Raw genomic sequence first — 19,055 nt, 5'->3', positions numbered from 1 at the left:
TCTTAGATCTAAGATTTATATTTTTAATCATAAAAAAAAGCCTTTTCTGAATCTCAGAAAAGGCTTTTTTTATTTTATAGGGTGATGATTACATCATTCCACCCATGCCACCGCCACCCATTGGAGGCATACCAGCACCTTTATCTTCTTCTGGATCATCAGCTAAAACTACTTCAGTAGTTAATAACATTGCTGCGATAGAAGCTGCATTTTCTAATGCGATACGGCTTACTTTAGTTGGATCAATAACACCTGCACCAATCATGTTTTCAAACACATCAGTACGAGCATTGTAACCAAAATCAGCTTTGCCTTCTTTCACTTTTTGAACGATGATTGAACCTTCAATACCTGCGTTTTGGCAGATTTGACGTAATGGCTCTTCGATAGCACGTCTGATAATTGCAATACCAGTAGTTTCATCATCATTTTCTCCTTTAAGATCAGCTAAGGCCTCAATAGAACGAATGAAAGCAACACCACCACCAGCAACGATACCTTCTTCAACCGCTGCACGAGTAGCATGTAATGCATCGTCAACACGATCTTTCTTTTCTTTCATTTCAACCTCAGTAGCTGCACCTACATAAAGTACGGCAACACCACCTGAAAGCTTAGCTAAACGCTCTTGTAACTTCTCTTTATCATAATCTGATGTAGTAGTTTCAATTTGAGCTTTAATTTGGTTAACACGGGCTTTGATATCATCAGACTTACCAGCACCGTTGATTACAATTGTATTGTCTTTATCAACAACTACTTTCTCTGCCTGACCTAAATAAGTAAGATCAGCATTTTCTAATTTATAACCTCTTTCTTCTGAAATAACTGTTCCGCCAGTAAGGATAGCGATATCTTCAAGCATTGCTTTACGACGATCACCAAATCCTGGAGCTTTAACTGCAGCTACTTTCAGTGAACCACGGATTTTATTTACAACTAATGTTGCAAGAGCCTCACCATCAAGATCTTCTGCAATGATAAGCAATGGCTTACCTGTTTGAACTTGTTTCTCAAGTACAGGTAATAATTCTTTCATTGAAGAGATTTTCTTATCGTAAATAAGGATGTATGGGTTCTCTAACTCAACTTCCATTTTATCTGCATTGGTTACAAAATATGGAGATAAATAACCACGGTCAAACTGCATACCTTCAACTGTCTTCATTTCAGTTTCAGTACCTTTTGCTTCTTCAACAGTAATTACACCATCTTTTCCTACTTTCGCCATTGCATCAGCGATCAAGGTTCCAATTACTTCATCATTATTTGCTGAAATAGAGGCAACTTGCTTGATTTTTTTATTGTCTTCGCCAACCGATTGTGATTGTTTCTTTAAGTTAGCCACAACAGCAGTAACCGCTTTGTCGATACCACGCTTTAAATCCATTGGATTTGCACCAGCAGCAACGTTTTTAATACCAGCAGTAACAATTGCTTGAGCTAAAACAGTTGCAGTTGTTGTACCATCACCAGCTTGATCAGCAGTTTTTGATGCAACTTCTTTCACCATTTGTGCACCCATGTTTTCAAGAGCGTCTTTTAATTCAATTTCTTTAGCTACCGTAACACCATCTTTAGTAATTGCCGGTGAACCAAATTTCTTATCAATAATTACGTTACGTCCTTTAGGACCAAGAGTTACTTTTACCGCATTGGCAAGAATATCCACGCCTCTTTTCAGAGCATCACGTGCTTCAACGTTGTATTTAACTTGTTTTGACATTTTTTAATTTTTTAATATAGGAGTTAATTAAATGATTGCATTAAACTCCATGGTTTCAATTTATTTGAATTCTGGATTTTTCTATAATCTGAGAACAGAAAATAACTATAATGTTGCGAAAATATCAGATTCACGCATGATTAAGTATTCTTTACCATCATGTGAAATTTCTGTACCAGCATATTTGCCATATAATACCACATCTCCTACTTTATATGCCATAGGAATTAAATTTCCGGTTTGCTCTGCATATTTACCCGGACCAACTGCTACAACAGTTCCTTTTTGAGGTTTTTCTTTTGCAGTATCAGGAATATATAGTCCTGAGGCTGTTTTTTCTTCAGCCGGAGCAGCTTCTATAACTACCCGGTCTGCGCTAGGTTTGATATTTAATGCCATAGTATTATGTATTTATTTAATTAATTTTTCTGTGTTACATGAGACACTAATTATGCCAAAAGGATTTAGCTTGTAATTCTTGTCAAAATTTCATTTTTTGGAACTCAGACTAGTTTAAATTTCATTTTTCGGTGTCAAGCTGTCAGTTGATTGTCAGCTAATTCCCCAAAAAAAAAGCCACCTTAAAAGGTGGCTTAATCTATAATTTTAAAAATTACTTCTTTGTAGTATCTGTTGGAATTGGCAAGTTTGATGGTGCCGAAACAGGTACTGCAGGTTGATTAATCTGTTTTTGAATTTCATTCTTTTCTTGATTAACAACTCCTCCACGAGGAACAACTACATTGGCCATTAATGCTAAAACCATTAAGGTTACAGCAAGAACCCATGTGCCTTTTTCAAGAAAATCGCCTGTTCTTTGAACACCCATTACATTGTTAGAACCGGCAAACCCTGATGAAAGACCACCGCCCTTAGGGTTTTGTATCAAAATGATAACTACTAGCAGAAAACAAACAATGATCGCTAGAATAATAATTGTATATAACATATGTATTAATTTACTTTCTTTTCTAATTCAATAATTTGGTCGGCAAAGTACGTTCTTTTTTCCGGATATTTCAAACTTAATTTTTTGTAAGTGTCAATTGCTTTTTGAAATAACATCTGATCGATGTAAATCTGAGCCAATGTCTCTGAAACTAAATCGTTCGGATCTTCAGAACTTTTACGTGCTTTATTCTCTGTATCTAGCTTTTGAGAGTTTGGAGCCTTAATTTGAGGTTCTTCTTTAATAAACTTCTCTAAAATGGAGTCTTCCTTTCTACGTACTTGAAATGGGACCGTTTTAGGTGTATTTTCAAGCTCTTCTAGTGGAGATTGTAGATGAAATATATTTTCAATAATCTGACTACTTAGCTGATCAACCGATGATCTTTTGATACTTTGTGATGTATCTAGTTTAAAATCAACATAGGGCTGATACGTATCAGAATGCTCTTTTCTTGTTTTATTTAACCACCATAAAAAAGAAAATGGCATCTTATCATCATCGTATTTTGAAACTTTTTGCTCTGTTTCTTGGCTTTCTATTGAGGGATTGGAAATTGAAGTTTCAACTTCAGTGTTTGTAGCCGAACTTTGCCCTTCAATAGGCTCTAAAACCACCTCATTATCGCTTTGCTTATCTTCAGGAATAATAAGCTCTTCCACTTCATAGAAGTTGATTTCAGTAAATGTACTTTCCTCTAATTCTATGCTTATTTTATTAAGCTCTTCAGAATTTTCTATAACAGGTAAAACCTTTGGACTTTCGGCAATTAATTTTTCAGGATGATTAAGAACAGTGAATAAAACACTTCTATCAGGAATAATTAATGATGCTTTTGCTAAATAATTGTTTTTACTATCGATCTCTTTTCCTGTACTTGCACGAGAATTAAACAGATATAATAACTGGCAATAAGGGTATATATCAATTGTTGCACTTATTGCAGCAGCTTCGGCAAAGCTAGATGCCGATGGGTCTGCTACATAATCTGCAAACAATTTAATATCAATATTTTGACCTTGTACCTCTTCCACTATATGCTCTTTTTTTTGAAAGCTAAAGATTTTTTACCAATTGGCAAAAGCCTTGTTAAAAATATCTTCTGTTAGCTGTCTATTTATCAATGCTAATAATTTTTGCTCCTGTGTTTGAATTGGTCCCTGATTTAAACTAAATTCTTGAAAAGCTTGAAAACTCTGTTCAAAATTCAATTCCGGATTCAAATTATTGGTATATTTTACACTTACCGTTACAGTTAGTCTGTTTAGTCCCGCACGATCATTCCCCTGAATAGCCACAGGCCTAATGGTATAATCTGTAATTCTACCTTCAAAATTTGCATCTGCTTCTGTTCGTACAATGCTTAATCGCGATTGATTACGAATACGATCTTTCAAGGCTTCAGTAAACTGCTGACTTAAATATGGAACTACTAAAGCTGAGTTATTTTCAAAGAACTGAACAGAAGTTGTTTTCATTTCTGCAGGAATTGAAGCTCCTGAAAATGAATAGGTTCCACAAGATGGTATGATAAAAATTCCCGAAAGGAGAAGCAAAAATTTAATATGTAATAAATACCTACGCATTTTCAATTTTATCTATAATTCTAATTCTTTAATTTTACGGTAAAGCGTTCGCTCAGAAATTCCTAGCTCATTTGCCGCCATCTTCCTTTTTCCTTTGTGCTTTTTTAATGCCTTCTTAATCAAGTCAGATTCTTTATCCAATAAAGATAAGGATTCTTCAACCTCCTCAGCGTCATCCATCAAATCAAATGATTTATCATTGCTCGGCTGATGGATTACCAATTGATGCGGGTCTTGTGGTATAGCCTTGCTTTCTGGAATTTCAATATCGCGATATAGCTGATTGATGATGTTTTGGTTCGACTGAATGGTAGAGGTATTGCCTCCATTTTGAATGATTTCTGCAACCAGTTTTTTCAGGTCCATCATATCTTTCTTCATATCGAAAAGTACCTTATATAAAATGTCGCGCTCCGAAAAATCATCCTTGTTCTGGTTCGGAATTCGCATAGGCAAAGTACTTCCAGCTTCTGTAGGAATGTAGGTCTGTAAATGCTCTGCAGTCAAATTTCTATCCTTCTCAAGGACAGCAATCTGCTCTGCAATATTTTTTAGTTGACGCACATTTCCGGGCCAGCTATAATTCATTAAAAGCTGCTGTGCACTCTGGTCGAGTTGAACCGATGGACTCCTATATTTATCCGTAAAATCGGCGATGAATTTTCTAAATAATAAGTTTATATCTTCTTTACGCTCTCTTAAAGCAGGTATTTTTAATGGGACAGTATTCAAACGATAGTATAAATCTTCTCTGAATTTTCCGGCACTTACCGCATCAAATACATCTTTATTAGTTGCAGCAATTACTCTTACATTCGTTTTTTGTACTTTTGATGATCCCACACGAATATACTCTCCCGTCTCTAAAACGCGCAATAAACGCGCCTGTGTACCAATTGGAAGCTCTGCCACCTCATCTAGAAAGATAGTCCCACCATCTACAACCTCAAAATACCCTTTTCGTGCATCATGAGCACCTGTAAATGAACCTTTTTCGTGACCAAATAGCTCCGAATCGATGGTTCCTTCAGGTATTGCTCCACAGTTTACCGCAATAAATGGCCCATGCTTACGGGCACTTAATGAATGAATAATATGGGAAAATACTTCTTTACCACTACCACTTTCTCCAGTAATTAATACAGAAATATCGGTAGGAGCAACTTGGCGTGCTATATCAATGGCACGATTAAGTAGGGGTGAATTTCCAATTATTCCGAAACGATTTTTTATATCCTGAACATCCATATTATAAAGCATCAACATGCATCTGATTGAAAACCATCTGCATTTTTGTTTAAATTTTAAATTATTTGACCTATCAATGTGGCCGGTGTGCAACGCACAATTTCCACATTAACATAATCTCCAGGTTTGTTGTTTTCATTGGCAGGAAAAACTACCGTAATGTTATGCTCACTTTTTCCCGAAAAATCCTTATCCGATTTTTTCGAATATCCATCAATTAGAACTTGATGTGTTTTACCAATATGCTGCTCCAGCCTCTTCAATGAACAGCTTTGTTGCATTTTTAGGACTTCGTTAAAACGACGGGTTTTTACCTCCTCAGGAATATCATCCTCAAAACGTTTAGCTGCTAAAGTCCCAGGGCGCTCTGAATAGGTGTACATATAAGCAAAATCAAATTGGGCATATTCCATTAAGCTCAATGTATCTTGGTGTTCTTCCTCCGTTTCAGTGCAAAAGCCTATGATAATATCTGTTGAAATAGAACAATCTGGAATTAATCGCTTAATTGTATCGATACGCTCAATGTACCATTCGCGAGTATATGTCCGGTTCATCAATTCAAGCACTCTTGAATTACCCGATTGGACAGGCAAATGGATATGATTACAGATATTTTCATACTTTTTCATGGTATGTAATACCTCATCGGTGATATCTTTTGGATGGGAGGTTGAAAAACGAACACGTAAAAGTGGATTTATTTGTGCTACAAGCTCTAAAAGATTTGCAAAATTTACAGCTCCCTCAGCCCATTTGTATGAATCAACATTCTGTCCCAATAAGGTTACTTCGCGATAGCCTTGCTCAAATAATTCACTAGCCTCTTTCACAATAGATTCCGGATCTCTACTTCGCTCTCTACCTCTTGTAAAAGGTACTACACAAAAAGAACACATATTATCACAGCCACGCATGATTGAAACAAAGGCAGAAATACCATTGCTATTCAATCTTACAGGATTAATATCTGCATAGGTTTCTTCACGTGATAGCAATACGTTAACTGCGCGCATTCCTTCATCTGCCTGCGATAATAAATTAGGTAAATCGCGGTATGAATCAGGTCCGATAACGATGTCAACCAGCTTCTCTTCCTCCAAAAATTTAGACTTCAAGCGCTCGGCCATACATCCTAAAACGCCAATGGTCATGCCTGGCTTTTTCTTTTTTGCAGCACTAAATTCACGCAACCTATTTCTTACACGCTGCTCAGCATTATCGCGTATCGAACAAGTATTAATAAATATAACGTCTGCTTCTTTGTATTGTGGAGTTGTTTCAAAACCCATATCCAGCATCAGTGATGCAACAATTTCACTGTCTGCGAAGTTCATTGCACAACCATAACTTTCAATGTATAGTTTTCGTCCGCTATACTGCTTAGGCCTTTCAATCATTAAGGCTTCACCCTGACGCGATTCATCATGCATTTGAGTATCTGATGATTCTTTTAAGTTGTGTGGGCGGTCAAACATGGGCATTTAATTTAGCTTACAAAAGTACGAAATTTTCCGCACAATGACAATTTGGCAGACCGAATTTTCTCGTATATTTTTTATTTTTATTTTAGGCTGACATATCCTAGCCCCTAAATAATTGCTTTTAAATGTCTATTTTGAGCTAAATAATGATGATGACCCAAAAGAACAGTTATAGCTTTATCAAGAAGTGGATTCTAATCGGATTCATTAGCTTGCTTGCGCTGCTTGCGGGACTAGCTGTTTACCTCAATAATTATTGGGGGCCTATCGTTACTGAGCGCATTAAAGAAACTATTCATGCTTCTACAGATGGTTTATATCGCGTTGATTTTGAGAATGTTCGCGTAAATTTCATTAGTGGAAGAATGACAATAAAGAATATACGTTTTGCTCCTGATACACATGTTTATAATAAAATGAAATTGCTGGGTACTGCACCTAAGCATGTATATAAACTTGAAATTGCAGAGCTTATCCTTAAAAGAATTCAGCCTTGGAAAATTTATTTGGATAGAAATTTAGAAATGAATGCTCTTGAAATTGAACATCCTCAGCTTGAGTTAAATTATACAGATTTAAAAAATACTAAAACTGATTTGGATGACCCTCGAACTGCCTATCAGCGTTTAGCGCCCTACCTTAATTCTGTTAAGATCTCTAATATTATTCTTAAAGATGCCGATTTAAAATATATTGATAGGAGTACTAGTGCAAATAAATCTGTTGCTTTAAAGGGCCTCTACATAAAAATCTCTGACCTTTTAATCGATTCCGCAGCGCAATATGATAAGTCCCGTTTATATTATACCAAGGATATTTATGCTGAACTCTTTGGTCATCATACCATGACTATAGATAAAAATTATGCTGTTCAAATTAAAGAATTTCGTGCTTCTACCGCTGGCGGATATGCTCGTATTAGTGGATTAAGTATCATCCCTCGATTTAAAGAAATGGAGTTTTCTAGAAGGTTTAAATTTCAGAAAGATCGCCTATCCATGAATTTAGAAGATGTGCAGCTGAATAATCTCGACTTCGATTTATTGAACAAAGAAAGGCGACTCTCAGCATCCTCCTTGGTTTTGAAAAAGGCAAATTTCTCAATCTTTTTAAATCGAGAATTACCTGATTCAATACGTAATAAGGGACTTAACTTCCCACAATTGGCTTTGCAGCGATTTAAGCTTAATACCCAAATCGACTCAATTATATTAAATGATGCACGAGTTGATTATTCGGAATATAATCCTGCATCTAAGCGCAAAGGAACGCTTACTTTTAGTCAGATAAACGGCCAAATTTTAAATATTACCAATGATTCTTTAAGTCTTACGAAAAATAAATTTAGCGAGCTTAAGTTAACATCTTTGCTTATGGATCGTGGGCGATTAAATGTGGCGATGAAGCTCAATTTAACTGACCCCAATGCTTCATTTAACTATTATGGAGCTTTAGGAAATATGGATGCTGATATGCTCAATTCCGCTATCAGGCCTCTTTCTCTCATCGAAATCAATTCCGGATTTATTGAGAAGATGATTTTTTCTGGGACTGGTAATTTAGGAGGTGTTAGTGGACAAATTACTTGTTATTATAAAGATTTGAAAATAAAACTATTGGAGATGAGTGATCAATCATCCCGATTGAAAAGAAAAGGGCTAGCCTCTATTTTTGCTAATATTCTCATTATTAAAAATCATAATCCATTACCCGGTGCTCCTGTAAGGAATGCTAATTTTTCATTTAATAGGCCTCAACATTCGTCCTTCTTTAATATGATTTGGAAAGGTTTTGCCATGGCATTATTAGAAACTATCGGTTTTGATGGTCCGACGCAAAAAGAAATCAAAGCACGTTTAAGAAAGCTCGAACTAGAGCGTATTCAACGTGATGAGCGTAGAGATGATCGATTAAAGAAAAGGCTTATTCGGCGTAATAACCGGACTGATGTTCCTTGATTGATAGTGACATTCCGAATTTATTAAACAAAAAAAGGCCGCTTATTTCTAAGCAGCCTTATCATAATATACGAATTTTTTAGCGATTTACCAAATAATTCCATCCAAACCCGTCGCTAGATCTTCCATAGCGTAGATCATTTAGCGTATTCAAGAGTTTATTCGAAAATTCTCTTTTTGCAGGATCTGGAAGTGTATAAAGCTCGCCATTGTGGCCAATTTCGGCAATATGTGCAATGGTTGCAGCAGTACCTACACCAAATGCATCACTAATACGGCCTTCTTTTATTCCTTTAAGAACCTCCTCTACAGAAATTCTACGTTCTTCTACTGGAACATTCCATTTTTTAGCAAGTGTTAATACCGTATCGCGGGTAACGCCCTTCAAAATAGTATCTCTTGTAGATGGAGTGATTAATGTACCATCCATTAAGAACATGACATTGGCAGCACCTAATTCTTCAATATATGCATGCTCACGTGAATCTGTCCAGATGAGTTGATCAAAACCTTCCTGACTAGCCTTTAAATTAGGCAACATAGAACCTCCATAATTGCCGGCAGCCTTTGCAAAACCAAAACCACCGTCGCAGGCTCTTGAATAATTAGTCTCAATTTTTACCTTTAGGTTCTTTGAGAAATAGGGTCCCACCGGACCAGTAATTACCATGTATTTATAGCTTGCTGATGGTGTAACCCCTAAAAATGGGTCGGTAGCAAACATGAAGGGTCTAATGTATAAAGAATGATTTTCCTTTGCAGGAACCCAATCTCTATCTAGGTTTACCAAGGTGGAGAGGCTTTCCAAAAATATTTCTAATGGAAGCTCAGGCATGCATAAACGTTCTGCAGAACGGTTAAAACGTTCTCCATTTTTATCGGGACGGAAGATTGAAACTTTTCCATCAACATGCTTGTAGGCTTTTATCCCTTCAAAAAATGCTTGTCCGTAGTGGAGGGCAGAAATCGCGGGTAGAATACCAATTTCCCCATAAGGAAGAATCTGGAAGTTTTTCCATTCGCCATCGCTATAATCAGCCATGAACATATGATCAGAAAAAGTCTTTCCGAAAGGTAAATTATCAAAATCTGTATCCGCTAAGCGTGATTTAGAAGTTTTTGTGATGGATATATTTATTTTTTGCGACACCTTGTTATGGATTAAAATGTTTGCGCAAAATTAATGAATTTTAAGCGGAAATAAGAAGGATAAAAGGTAACCTTTAACGTGCTTCGAGAGCCTCAGCCAGCGGGTAACTGATAAGATCCGTCCAGCCTGATAACTGACAACTGATAACTGATAACCTTTGTCTGGCTTCGAGAACCTCAGCCGTTGGTGGCTAAGAAATAAATTGTCTGAACAATGATTTATTTGATTAGGGTGATTACGGAGATTAGAGCAAGGATTAAGGAGCAGAGAGAAAGGACAAAATACCAGTTCTCCATATGTTTTTAGCCTGATAAAGATAACAGACAACTGACAACTCTTTTTTGGCTTTGAGTACCTCAGCTACCGGTGACTAGGAAATAAATTGTCTGAACGATGATTTATTTGATTAGTTTGATTACGGAGATTAGAGCAAGGATAAAAGAATAAGGATTATAGACAGGCTTTGTGATTAATTTAGAATTGAAGTCTGTTTGAAACTAATTTCTAACCATCTAACTACGAACCAGCTAACCAACTAACATGTCTGAACGATGATTTATTTGATTAGGGTGATTACGGAGATTAGAGCAATGATCAAGTAGCAAAGAGAAAGGACAAACCAGTTCACTAAATGTCGTTTGCCTGATGACTGATAACAGACAACTGATAACTCTTTTTTGGCTTCGAGAACCTCAGCCACCGGGTAGCAAATGTCGCCAGTCTGACAACTGACAACCGACAAACTTTTCCTTCTAATAAAGTATCCTAAACTTTATCGTATGATCAATCTGCTTCAGTGCTTTTAAAACATTTTTATCATACTCCTCGCTTACATCAGTAATTACATACCCAATGCTTGGGTTTGTCATGAGGTATTGACCTACAATATTGATGTGATGCTTAGCAAATACGCTATTTATTTGAGCCATGATGCCCGGCATATTTTTGTGAATATGAATGAGTCGGTGGGCACCCACAATACGTGGTAATTGTAAATTCGGGAAGTTTGCACTCACATAAGTATGCCCATGATTAATGAAATTGATCATTCTTTTGGCAATAAGCTGTGGGTTTTTAGGATTTTTCTTAGGATCGTCAAAAATTACAATTCCCATATCAGTGCAGAGTCCATGCGATAATTTAGGCTCACTATTTCCCAAATAGCCAATAGTTTTCAATTTTACTGCACGTTCTAATTTTTCACGTTCTAAAATTTCGCCATTAGCAAGTAGCATCATCCCCACATCGGCTACATATTTTTCTTCAAAACTTTTCTTATGTCGAATTGAAAATCCGTCTTTTTTTAGTGTTTGAATAGCTTCAACTGGCACTTCTCCAATTACAAGACATAAAATTCTGTTTTTGGGATATGAAATTGCTCGAGGTAGATTATTTACGTATAAAAACTCATCAAAGCTGGGAGTAACATGATCGGCTTTTTCGGCTACAGTTTTACGCTCAATATTTTCGGTAAAGGCATAAAATTTCTTGATCATGCCAAATTCTTTTAGCTGAAAATCGGAGTGCCCATCCCCAATTCCATAAATATCTCCTTTAAGGTCGAGCTCCTTTAGTAAAGTAACTTTACCACCTTCATTGGAAAGTGGGTTTTGTTCATCATAGCCAATAATTTGGTCATTGTCATCAAAAATAAAGGTATTGGCATAAATATTTTCTTTGGCAATATGATAGGGGAGCACCACGGGAATGATAAATTCTTTAAATCCCCCAGAAACTATAAGTACTGAATCAGAATGCTTTTTAAAGAATGTTTTATTTCTTGAGAATGAGGAAGAAACTTTCTTTTTTAAAACACTAATTAGCTCTTTTAAATGACTGCGATTCGCTTCTAAAAGTCGCACGCGACCACTCAAACTCTCCCTAAACGACATTTTGCCTTCCATCGCTAAATTGGTTAAGTCTTCAATCTTTTTATAGATTTTTTCCTTATCTGGGTGATTTTTTAGAGAAATTCGGGCTAATTCATCTAATGCCTCCACCTGAGTGAAGGTACTATCGAAATCTATGATGTAAAACTGCTTCAAGGGACTGTTATTTCTATTAATGGGTTTGAAAATTATGGCAAATTTCGCTTATTGATTGTTTTATAGGTTTAAACTCTAAATTTAAGGTCTTTTTGACTTTTTCATTAGAAAAATTACTTTTTTTGAATGCACTTGATGCGGTTTCACTTGTAAGTCCATGCTTTTTGCCTGTAAAAAATGATAAGAATCGAGTTCCTAAATAGGCAAGATTCATCATCCATGGCATCAAGGCAATTTGTGGTGGTTTTTTACCGAAATTATCGGCAATTTCCGTAAAAAAATCGCGGTAGCTCCAATTTTCGGCATTGATTATAAATCGTTCATCCGAAATATCGGAGTCCATTAATAAAATCATGGATTTGGCTACATCTTCCACGTCAACATAGCCAAAAGAGCCTCCAGGATAATAATTTAGTCCTTTTTGTATGGTTTCAAAGAGCTGTCCGCTACCTTGATTGCCCGCATTTTTCCCTATAATAATCGATGGATTAACGATAATAGTATTTAAGCCCTCGGCATTAGCCCTAAAAACCTCCATCTCACTTTCATATTTGGAGATGGAATAATTGCTAGCGTTCGGACCATGTTCCCAATGCTCATTTTCCGTAATCAGCTCCTCTTTTTTACTTTCACCAAGAGCGGCTACCGAACTTACATGCAAGAAACGAGAAACATTCATCTCCATACTTACATTGAGTAAATTGATGGTGCCTTCCACATTTACTTTTCTCAATAATTTTTTATCTGCAGGGTCGAAAGAAATAAAGGCGGCACAATGATATACCTTGCTAATGCCCTCCATAGCATCTTTTAGGGCAAAATAATCGAGGATGTCGGCAGTAAACCACTCAATTTCTGTCTCATTTTTAAGGAGGGCAGGCAAAATAGAGGACTCGCGTTTGATTGCTCTGACTTTTTCGCCCTTTAAGATTAATTGTCTGATTAATTCTGAACCTAAAAAACCGGTGGCGCCGGTGACTAAAATCATCCTGATGAATTTTTATTAATGCTTTCAAAAGTAACTGAATAAACTGATATTTGCTTTGAGTGTATGCTCAAAAAAAAATTATTCTTCATTTCAGCAAAAATTTACCAATTTGAAGATCTTTAATTAATCCATTCACAGGTACAAAATATTTTATGTCATTATCTGATTTTCTTAGTCCTGTTGATTTCAATAGTTTAATTCCTGCCGATGGTTTCTATAGCAGCCATTTAGGTTCGAAAATAGAGGTTTACCATCAACAATTCCCAGATTTAGAGGATCATCAATTTGATGTCGCTTTAATTGGAGTGCTTGATGGAAGAAATGCTGGAAATAATAAAGGGACCGCCAAAGCGCCAGATTTTTTCAGAAAGAAATTCTATGAACTCAATGAAGGCAATTATACAAGCCGAATTGTAGATCTTGGAAATATTAAAGCAGGTCATACTGTTTCGGATACTTATGTAGCCCTCAAATTAGTAGTCGCCGAACTTATTAAACTTGATATTCTTCCTATAATTATTGGTGGTGGTCAGGACTTAAGCTACGCGCAGTTTATGGCTTATGAAGAATTGGAGCAAAAGGTTGACCTTTTAGTAGTCGATTCGCACTTTGATCTAGATGAAAATCAGGATGATACAATCGAAACCAGCTCTAAATCTTATCTCAATAAAATATTTTTACATCAGCCCAACTACTTGTTTAATTTCAGCAATATCGGTTATCAAACCTTTTTTGTGAATCAAGAAAGTTTAAAGTTGATGGATAAGCTATATTTTGATGTTCACCGACTTGGCGACTTCAGAAATAATATAAGTATTGCCGAGCCAATTATCCGGAATGCCAATATGCTTAGCTTTGATATTTCGGCTATCCGTTCGGCGGATGCAGAAGGAAACGCAAATGCTAGTCCCAATGGTTTTTATGGCGAAGATGCCTGTCAGATAGCACGTTACGCAGGGATGAACGATAAATTATCCTCCATTGGCTTTTATGAATATAATCCGGAGTATGATCCTAGGGGACAAACAGCAATGCTTCTTTCCCAAATGGTATGGTACTTTATCGATGGTTTTTATAACCGTAAAAAGGAATTACCAATGCTCCCAAAATCACAGTACATTACCTACCGTACCAGTTTAAAGGATGGTACACATGAACTGGTATTTGTGAAGAGTAAAAAGACTGATCGCTGGTGGATGCAGGTCCCATATCCTACAGGAGGCTCAAAAAACGAAAGACATCATTTGGTGCCTTGTAGATATGAAGATTATCAATTAGCTAATTCAGGTGAAATGCCTGATTTGTGGTTGAGGACGTATCAGAAGCTAATATGAATCAGTTGGCGGTTATCAGTTATCAGTTGGTAGTTAACAGTTGTCAGTTATCAGTTGTCAGACAAGCGACATTTTTAGATAAAGGATCAAAGATTAAGGATGAGAGTAAGTATCTCACAACTAACTATTAATTGTCTGAACTATGATTTTTTTGATTAGATTGATTTTTAAAAATTAATTTTTAAATCATCTTAATTTTAAATATTTTAAATTAGATTTTAAAAGATGATTGAACTTGGCTTCGAGAATCTCAGCCACCATATAAATATTTTTCCCCGCAGATCACGCAGAATTTCGCAGATTACCTCTGCGCTAATCCGCGAAAATCTGCGGGAGTCAATTTTAACCGTCTTCCAGATGTCGCTAGCCTGACAACTGACAACCGTTAACTGATTATGCTATTACTCGGAATTGACCTCGGCACTTCATCCATTAAAGTTTCAGTTATTGATTCTGATACTCAGACCTGTATTTGTACCGTTCAATATCCCGAAAAGGAGACCGAAATTATTGCGGAGCAAGCGGGTTGGGCGGAGCAATCTCCTGAACTTTGGTGGGAGCATGTGCAAGAGGCAATTTTAAAAGCTCATGCTTTAAATCTTTATAATCCAGCTGATATTCAGGCAATTGGTATTGCTTATCAAATGCACGGATTAGTGCTGGTAGATAAGAATCAACAAGTTTTAAGAAATTCGATTATTTGGTGTGATAGCAGGGCGGTTGATTTAGGAAATGCTGCGTTTTCGGCTATTGGTGAGGAAAAATGCCTTTCACATCTGCTTAACTCGCCCGGAAATTTTACCGCCTCAAAATTGGCTTGGGTAAAGCAAAATGAGCCACATATTTTTGAAAAAGTTGATAAAATAATGCTTCCGGGTGATTTCATAGCAATGAAGATGACGGGGAAGATAAGTACCAGTATTTCAGCACTTTCTGAAGGAATATTTTGGGATTTTAAGAATAATGAGCTTTCTAAAGATGTTTTTAATTACTACGGATTTGATACCTCGTTAATTCCTGAAATATTACCTGTTTTTGCTGATCATGGTTCTTTAGATAAATCTGTAGCAGCAAAACTATCGTTAAATCCTTCAACCATAGTGAGTTATAAGGCAGGCGATCAGCCAAATAATGCGCTGTCTTTGAATGTTCTTAATCCTGGAGAAGTTGCGGCTAATGGAGGCACATCTGGCGTAATTTATGGTGTTTCTAATCAACTTTCTTATGATTCGCAATCCAGGGTAAATACCTTTGCTCATGTAAATTATAGCTCTCAAATTAAAAGATTAGGGGTTTTGCTCTGCATAAACGGGACAGGTATTCTGAATCGTTGGGTGAAAGATGTAGTGGCAGCTGGATTAAGTTATGAGCAAATGAATGTAGAAGCTGCTAAAATTCCTTTGGGGAGCAGCGGATTAAAAATTCTTCCTTTTGGAAATGGTGCTGAGCGAATGTTGAGTAATCAGACTATTGGTGCTCATTTTCATCAAATCGACCTCAATATCCATGGTCAGGCGCATATTTTTAGAGCGGTACAAGAAGGTATCGCTTTTGCATTTAGATACGGACTCGATATTATGCGAGATAATGGCATAAATATCAGTATGATACGTGCAGGATATGCTAATATGTTCTCTAGCGAGCTTTTTCAGCAGGCCTTTGTCAATTCGTGTGGCGTTCCCTTAGAACTTCACAGCAATGAAGGAAGCATGGGGGCAGCAATTGGAGCAGGAATTGGAATTAAGGTCTTCACCACTGATAATGCATTTAGTCGCGTGAAAGCATTAAAATTAGTCGAGCCCACGCAAGTGAATGAATACGACACAGTTTATCAAGAATGGAAAGCACTTTTGAAACAGCATTTGAAATAAAATCAATGGATTTTTCCTTTAATCCTGAATATCACAATCGCAATCTTTTTCATCTCACATAAAATATATAAATTACAATTTCTTTTAATATTTAGCATCGCGCAAAGCGAAATTGAGGAATAAAATCAAACAGGAAAATATGTCAAGTATCATCACAGGAGATCAAGAATTTTTCAAAGGAATTGGCCAAATTAAGTATGAGGGTCTAGAATCTGATAATCCATTAGCTTTTCGTTATTACGATGAGAATCGTGTTATTGGCGGAAAAACAATGAAGGAAACCCTTCGTTTTGCTTGTGCTTATTGGCATTCTTTTGTCGGGAATGGGGCTGATCCATTTGGTGAGCCTACACACCTTTTTCCTTGGGATAAAAAAAGTGATGCCATTGAGCGCGCTAAAGATAAAATGGATGCGGCATTTGAGTTCATTACCAAAATGAACCTGCCTTTTTACTGCTTCCACGATGTGGATATTGTAGATTATGGAAATGATATCCATGAAAATGAACGCCGTTTGCAGGCAATAACTGAATACGCGAAGCAAAAGCAGTCGGCGAGTGGTGTGAAATTATTATGGGGGACCGCCAATTTATTTTCACATCGTAGGTATATGAATGGCGCATCAACAAACCCTGATTTTCATGTATTAAGTCACGCAGGTGCCCAAGTAAAAGCCGCTTTGGATGCTACCATCAGTCTTGGAGGTGAAAATTACGTGTTTTGGGGTGGTAGAGAAGGCTATATGTCTTTGCTCAATACCGATATGAAACGCGAGCAGGAGCATTTGGCTCAGTTTTTACATATGGCGAAGGATTATGCGCGTAAGCAAGGTTTTAAGGGGACTTTCTTTATTGAGCCGAAGCCTTGTGAGCCGAGCAAGCATCAGTATGATTATGATGCGGCGACGGTTATTGCATTTTTACGTCAGTTTAACCTAATGGATGATTTTAAATTAAATATTGAAGTTAACCATGCTACCCTTGCGGGACATACTTTCCAGCATGAATTGCAAGTGAGTGCCGATGCTGGCCTTTTAGGATCAATGGATGCTAATCGCGGAGATTATCAAAATGGTTGGGATACCGATCAGTTTCCAAATAATATCAATGAACTGACTGAGGCCATGCTTGTGATACTTGAAGCAGGTGGTTTTCAGGGTGGGGGAATAAATTTTGATGCTAAAATCCGTAGAAATTCGACTGATCCAGCTGATTTATTTTATGCGCATATAGGCGGAATGGACAATTTTGCTCGTGCTTTGATTGCAGCCGATAATATTCTCAATAAATCTGATTATAAAAAGATTCGTGCCGATCGATATGCCTCATTTGATAGCGGAAAAGGCAAAGATTTTGAAAATGGCAAATTGACTTTGGAAGACCTTCGCAATTATGCCATTGAAAAGGGAGAGCCAGAGGTGAGAAGTGGCAAGCAGGAATATTTAGAAAATTTGGTTAATCGTTTTATTTAATCTTTTTGATATAAATTTTTTGAATGAAATCAATCTTTTAATAAGCGCTATTAAAAGATTGATCTTCAATTAATTATGGATGTTCCATCCTCAATTTTTACTAGGTAAATCAGCATCTCGGAGCCAGTTTTAGCATGATAGGATGCACTTACTTGAGCAATCAAATCTTCAACAGCTTCCTTTTTTACTAAATTGATGGTGCAGCCACCAAAACCACCACCCATCATTCTAGCACCCAAAACATTGGGATTATCTTTAACTAAATCGACAAGCAAATCGAGCTCATCGCAGCTTACTTTATATAAATCTTTTAAACCAGCATGAGTTTCAAACATACGTTTCCCGAAGCTTTGTAAATCATTGTTTTCGAGATCATTACAAGCTTCTTGGAGTCTTTGGATTTCGGAAACGATGAAATTGCATCGCTCGTAAATTTTCTGATTTTTAGGCTTGACATATTTTAATAACATCTTCTCGCTGGCATCTCTCAAGCTTTTCACCTCGGGATGTATTTCTTGAATCCATTTTACTCCTTGTTCGCATTCTTCTCTTCGCTCATTATAAGCCGAAGAAGCCAGTGAATGTTTTACGCGAGTATCAAATAATACGATTTGAATATCATCAGCTTGGAAGGGAACGTAAGCAAAATCTAGGCTTCGGCAATCGAGGCGCATTAATTGATTATTCTTACCGAACATGCTTGCAAACTGGTCCATGATGCCACATTTCACTCCAACAAATTCATTTTCAGCAGCTTGAGCCAATTTAACCAAATCCATTTTTTCATAAGAAAGATTGAAAATATGGTTCAATCCGAAGGCCATGGCACATTCAAGCGCAGCAGATGATGAGAGTCCCGCGCCCGGAGGAATATCCCCACCAAACACAATATTAAAACCCTGTTGAATCTGATGCTTTTTTTGAATCTGCTGCACAACTCCTAAAAGGTAATCTGGCCATAATTTATCAGATGATTTTAGCTCATTGATATCCCCCTGAAAATCATTATTAAAATCCAATGAATGTATTTTAATGAGCTGATCCTTACGCTTTTGAATGCCTAAATAAATTGCCTTATTTATTGCCGCAGGGAGCACAAATCCTAAATTATAATCGGTATGCTCACCAATAAGGTTGATACGCCCTGGTGAGCGGACAAATAGAGGTTCCTGATTGAAAAGTTCTAAAAATTTATCTTTTACTTTGTTTGGATAATTGAAAATGGGACTCATCTTATGCGTATTC

Annotated in this window: 15 protein-coding genes; 4 read left to right on the top strand and 11 right to left on the bottom strand. The window is 36.7% G+C overall.

The window, feature by feature from the left end; all coding sequences use genetic code 11:
- Positions 1-88 precede the first annotated feature (88 nt).
- The 7 genes from groL to miaB all read right to left on the bottom strand — a co-directional run bounded on the left by groL (position 89) and on the right by miaB (position 6,987).
- Positions 89-1,726 (bottom strand): chaperonin GroEL, encoded by a 1,638-nt coding sequence (gene groL / locus QZ136_RS03350; protein WP_291400320.1) that lies wholly within the window; start codon positions 1,724-1,726, stop codon positions 89-91.
- Positions 1,727-1,831: 105 nt separating this feature from the next.
- Positions 1,832-2,125, bottom strand: a complete 294-nt coding sequence (locus QZ136_RS03345) for a co-chaperone GroES (RefSeq protein ID WP_363244741.1) — start codon at positions 2,123-2,125, stop codon at positions 1,832-1,834.
- A gap of 214 nt (positions 2,126-2,339) precedes the next feature.
- Complete coding sequence (secG, locus tag QZ136_RS03340) at positions 2,340-2,675, bottom strand: preprotein translocase subunit SecG (RefSeq protein WP_291400317.1); 336 nt, start codon at positions 2,673-2,675, stop codon at positions 2,340-2,342.
- Between the two features lie 5 nt (positions 2,676-2,680).
- Entirely contained in the window at positions 2,681-3,709 is a 1,029-nt protein-coding gene (locus QZ136_RS03335) for a hypothetical protein (protein WP_291400315.1), read from the bottom strand.
- Positions 3,710-3,742: 33 nt separating this feature from the next.
- Positions 3,743-4,261: an LptE family protein gene (locus tag QZ136_RS03330; RefSeq protein ID WP_291400313.1), complete on the bottom strand. Its 519-nt coding sequence runs from the start codon at positions 4,259-4,261 to the stop codon at positions 3,743-3,745.
- A 12-nt stretch (positions 4,262-4,273) separates the two neighbouring features.
- Positions 4,274-5,509, bottom strand: coding sequence for a sigma 54-interacting transcriptional regulator (locus QZ136_RS03325; protein ID WP_291400491.1), 1,236 nt, complete (start codon positions 5,507-5,509; stop codon positions 4,274-4,276).
- A 56-nt stretch (positions 5,510-5,565) separates the two neighbouring features.
- Positions 5,566-6,987: a tRNA (N6-isopentenyl adenosine(37)-C2)-methylthiotransferase MiaB gene (gene miaB, locus QZ136_RS03320; protein WP_291400311.1), complete on the bottom strand. Its 1,422-nt coding sequence runs from the start codon at positions 6,985-6,987 to the stop codon at positions 5,566-5,568.
- Between the two features lie 152 nt (positions 6,988-7,139).
- Between miaB and QZ136_RS03315 the strand changes: the two genes are divergently transcribed.
- Entirely contained in the window at positions 7,140-8,951 is a 1,812-nt protein-coding gene (locus QZ136_RS03315) for a hypothetical protein (protein WP_291400309.1), read from the top strand.
- A 79-nt stretch (positions 8,952-9,030) separates the two neighbouring features.
- Here QZ136_RS03315 and QZ136_RS03310 read toward each other — a convergent pair whose 3' ends face one another.
- The 3 genes from QZ136_RS03310 to QZ136_RS03300 all read right to left on the bottom strand — a co-directional run bounded on the left by QZ136_RS03310 (position 9,031) and on the right by QZ136_RS03300 (position 13,134).
- Positions 9,031-10,101, bottom strand: coding sequence for a branched-chain amino acid aminotransferase (locus QZ136_RS03310; protein WP_291400307.1), 1,071 nt, complete (start codon positions 10,099-10,101; stop codon positions 9,031-9,033).
- Between the two features lie 752 nt (positions 10,102-10,853).
- Entirely contained in the window at positions 10,854-12,146 is a 1,293-nt protein-coding gene (locus QZ136_RS03305) for an HAD-IB family phosphatase (protein WP_291400304.1), read from the bottom strand.
- Between the two features lie 16 nt (positions 12,147-12,162).
- Positions 12,163-13,134 carry an NAD-dependent epimerase/dehydratase family protein gene (locus QZ136_RS03300; protein ID WP_291400303.1) on the bottom strand — a complete coding sequence of 324 codons (972 nt, stop codon included), beginning with the start codon at positions 13,132-13,134 and terminating at the stop codon, positions 12,163-12,165.
- A 152-nt stretch (positions 13,135-13,286) separates the two neighbouring features.
- Between QZ136_RS03300 and QZ136_RS03295 the strand changes: the two genes are divergently transcribed.
- The 3 genes from QZ136_RS03295 to xylA all read left to right on the top strand — a co-directional run bounded on the left by QZ136_RS03295 (position 13,287) and on the right by xylA (position 17,810).
- Positions 13,287-14,468: a formimidoylglutamase gene (locus tag QZ136_RS03295; protein ID WP_291400301.1), complete on the top strand. Its 1,182-nt coding sequence runs from the start codon at positions 13,287-13,289 to the stop codon at positions 14,466-14,468.
- Between the two features lie 395 nt (positions 14,469-14,863).
- On the top strand, positions 14,864-16,339 hold the full coding sequence (locus QZ136_RS03290) for an FGGY family carbohydrate kinase (RefSeq protein ID WP_291400299.1): 1,476 nt from the start codon (positions 14,864-14,866) through the stop codon (positions 16,337-16,339).
- 139 nt (positions 16,340-16,478) lie between these two features.
- The gene (xylA, locus tag QZ136_RS03285) at positions 16,479-17,810 is read left to right on the top strand and encodes a xylose isomerase (protein ID WP_291400297.1); all 1,332 of its coding nucleotides are present in this window, start codon (positions 16,479-16,481) and stop codon (positions 17,808-17,810) included.
- Between the two features lie 65 nt (positions 17,811-17,875).
- On the opposite strand, the gene QZ136_RS03280 is transcribed toward xylA, so the two are convergent.
- Positions 17,876-19,042, bottom strand: a complete 1,167-nt coding sequence (locus QZ136_RS03280) for a galactokinase (RefSeq protein ID WP_291400295.1) — start codon at positions 19,040-19,042, stop codon at positions 17,876-17,878.
- Between the last annotated feature and the right edge of the window lie 13 nt (positions 19,043-19,055).

This window comes from Daejeonella sp. (assembly GCF_017495225.1).
Classification (GTDB): Bacteria; Bacteroidota; Bacteroidia; order Sphingobacteriales; family Sphingobacteriaceae; genus Daejeonella.
This window is presented reverse-complemented; position numbering and strand designations above follow the sequence as displayed.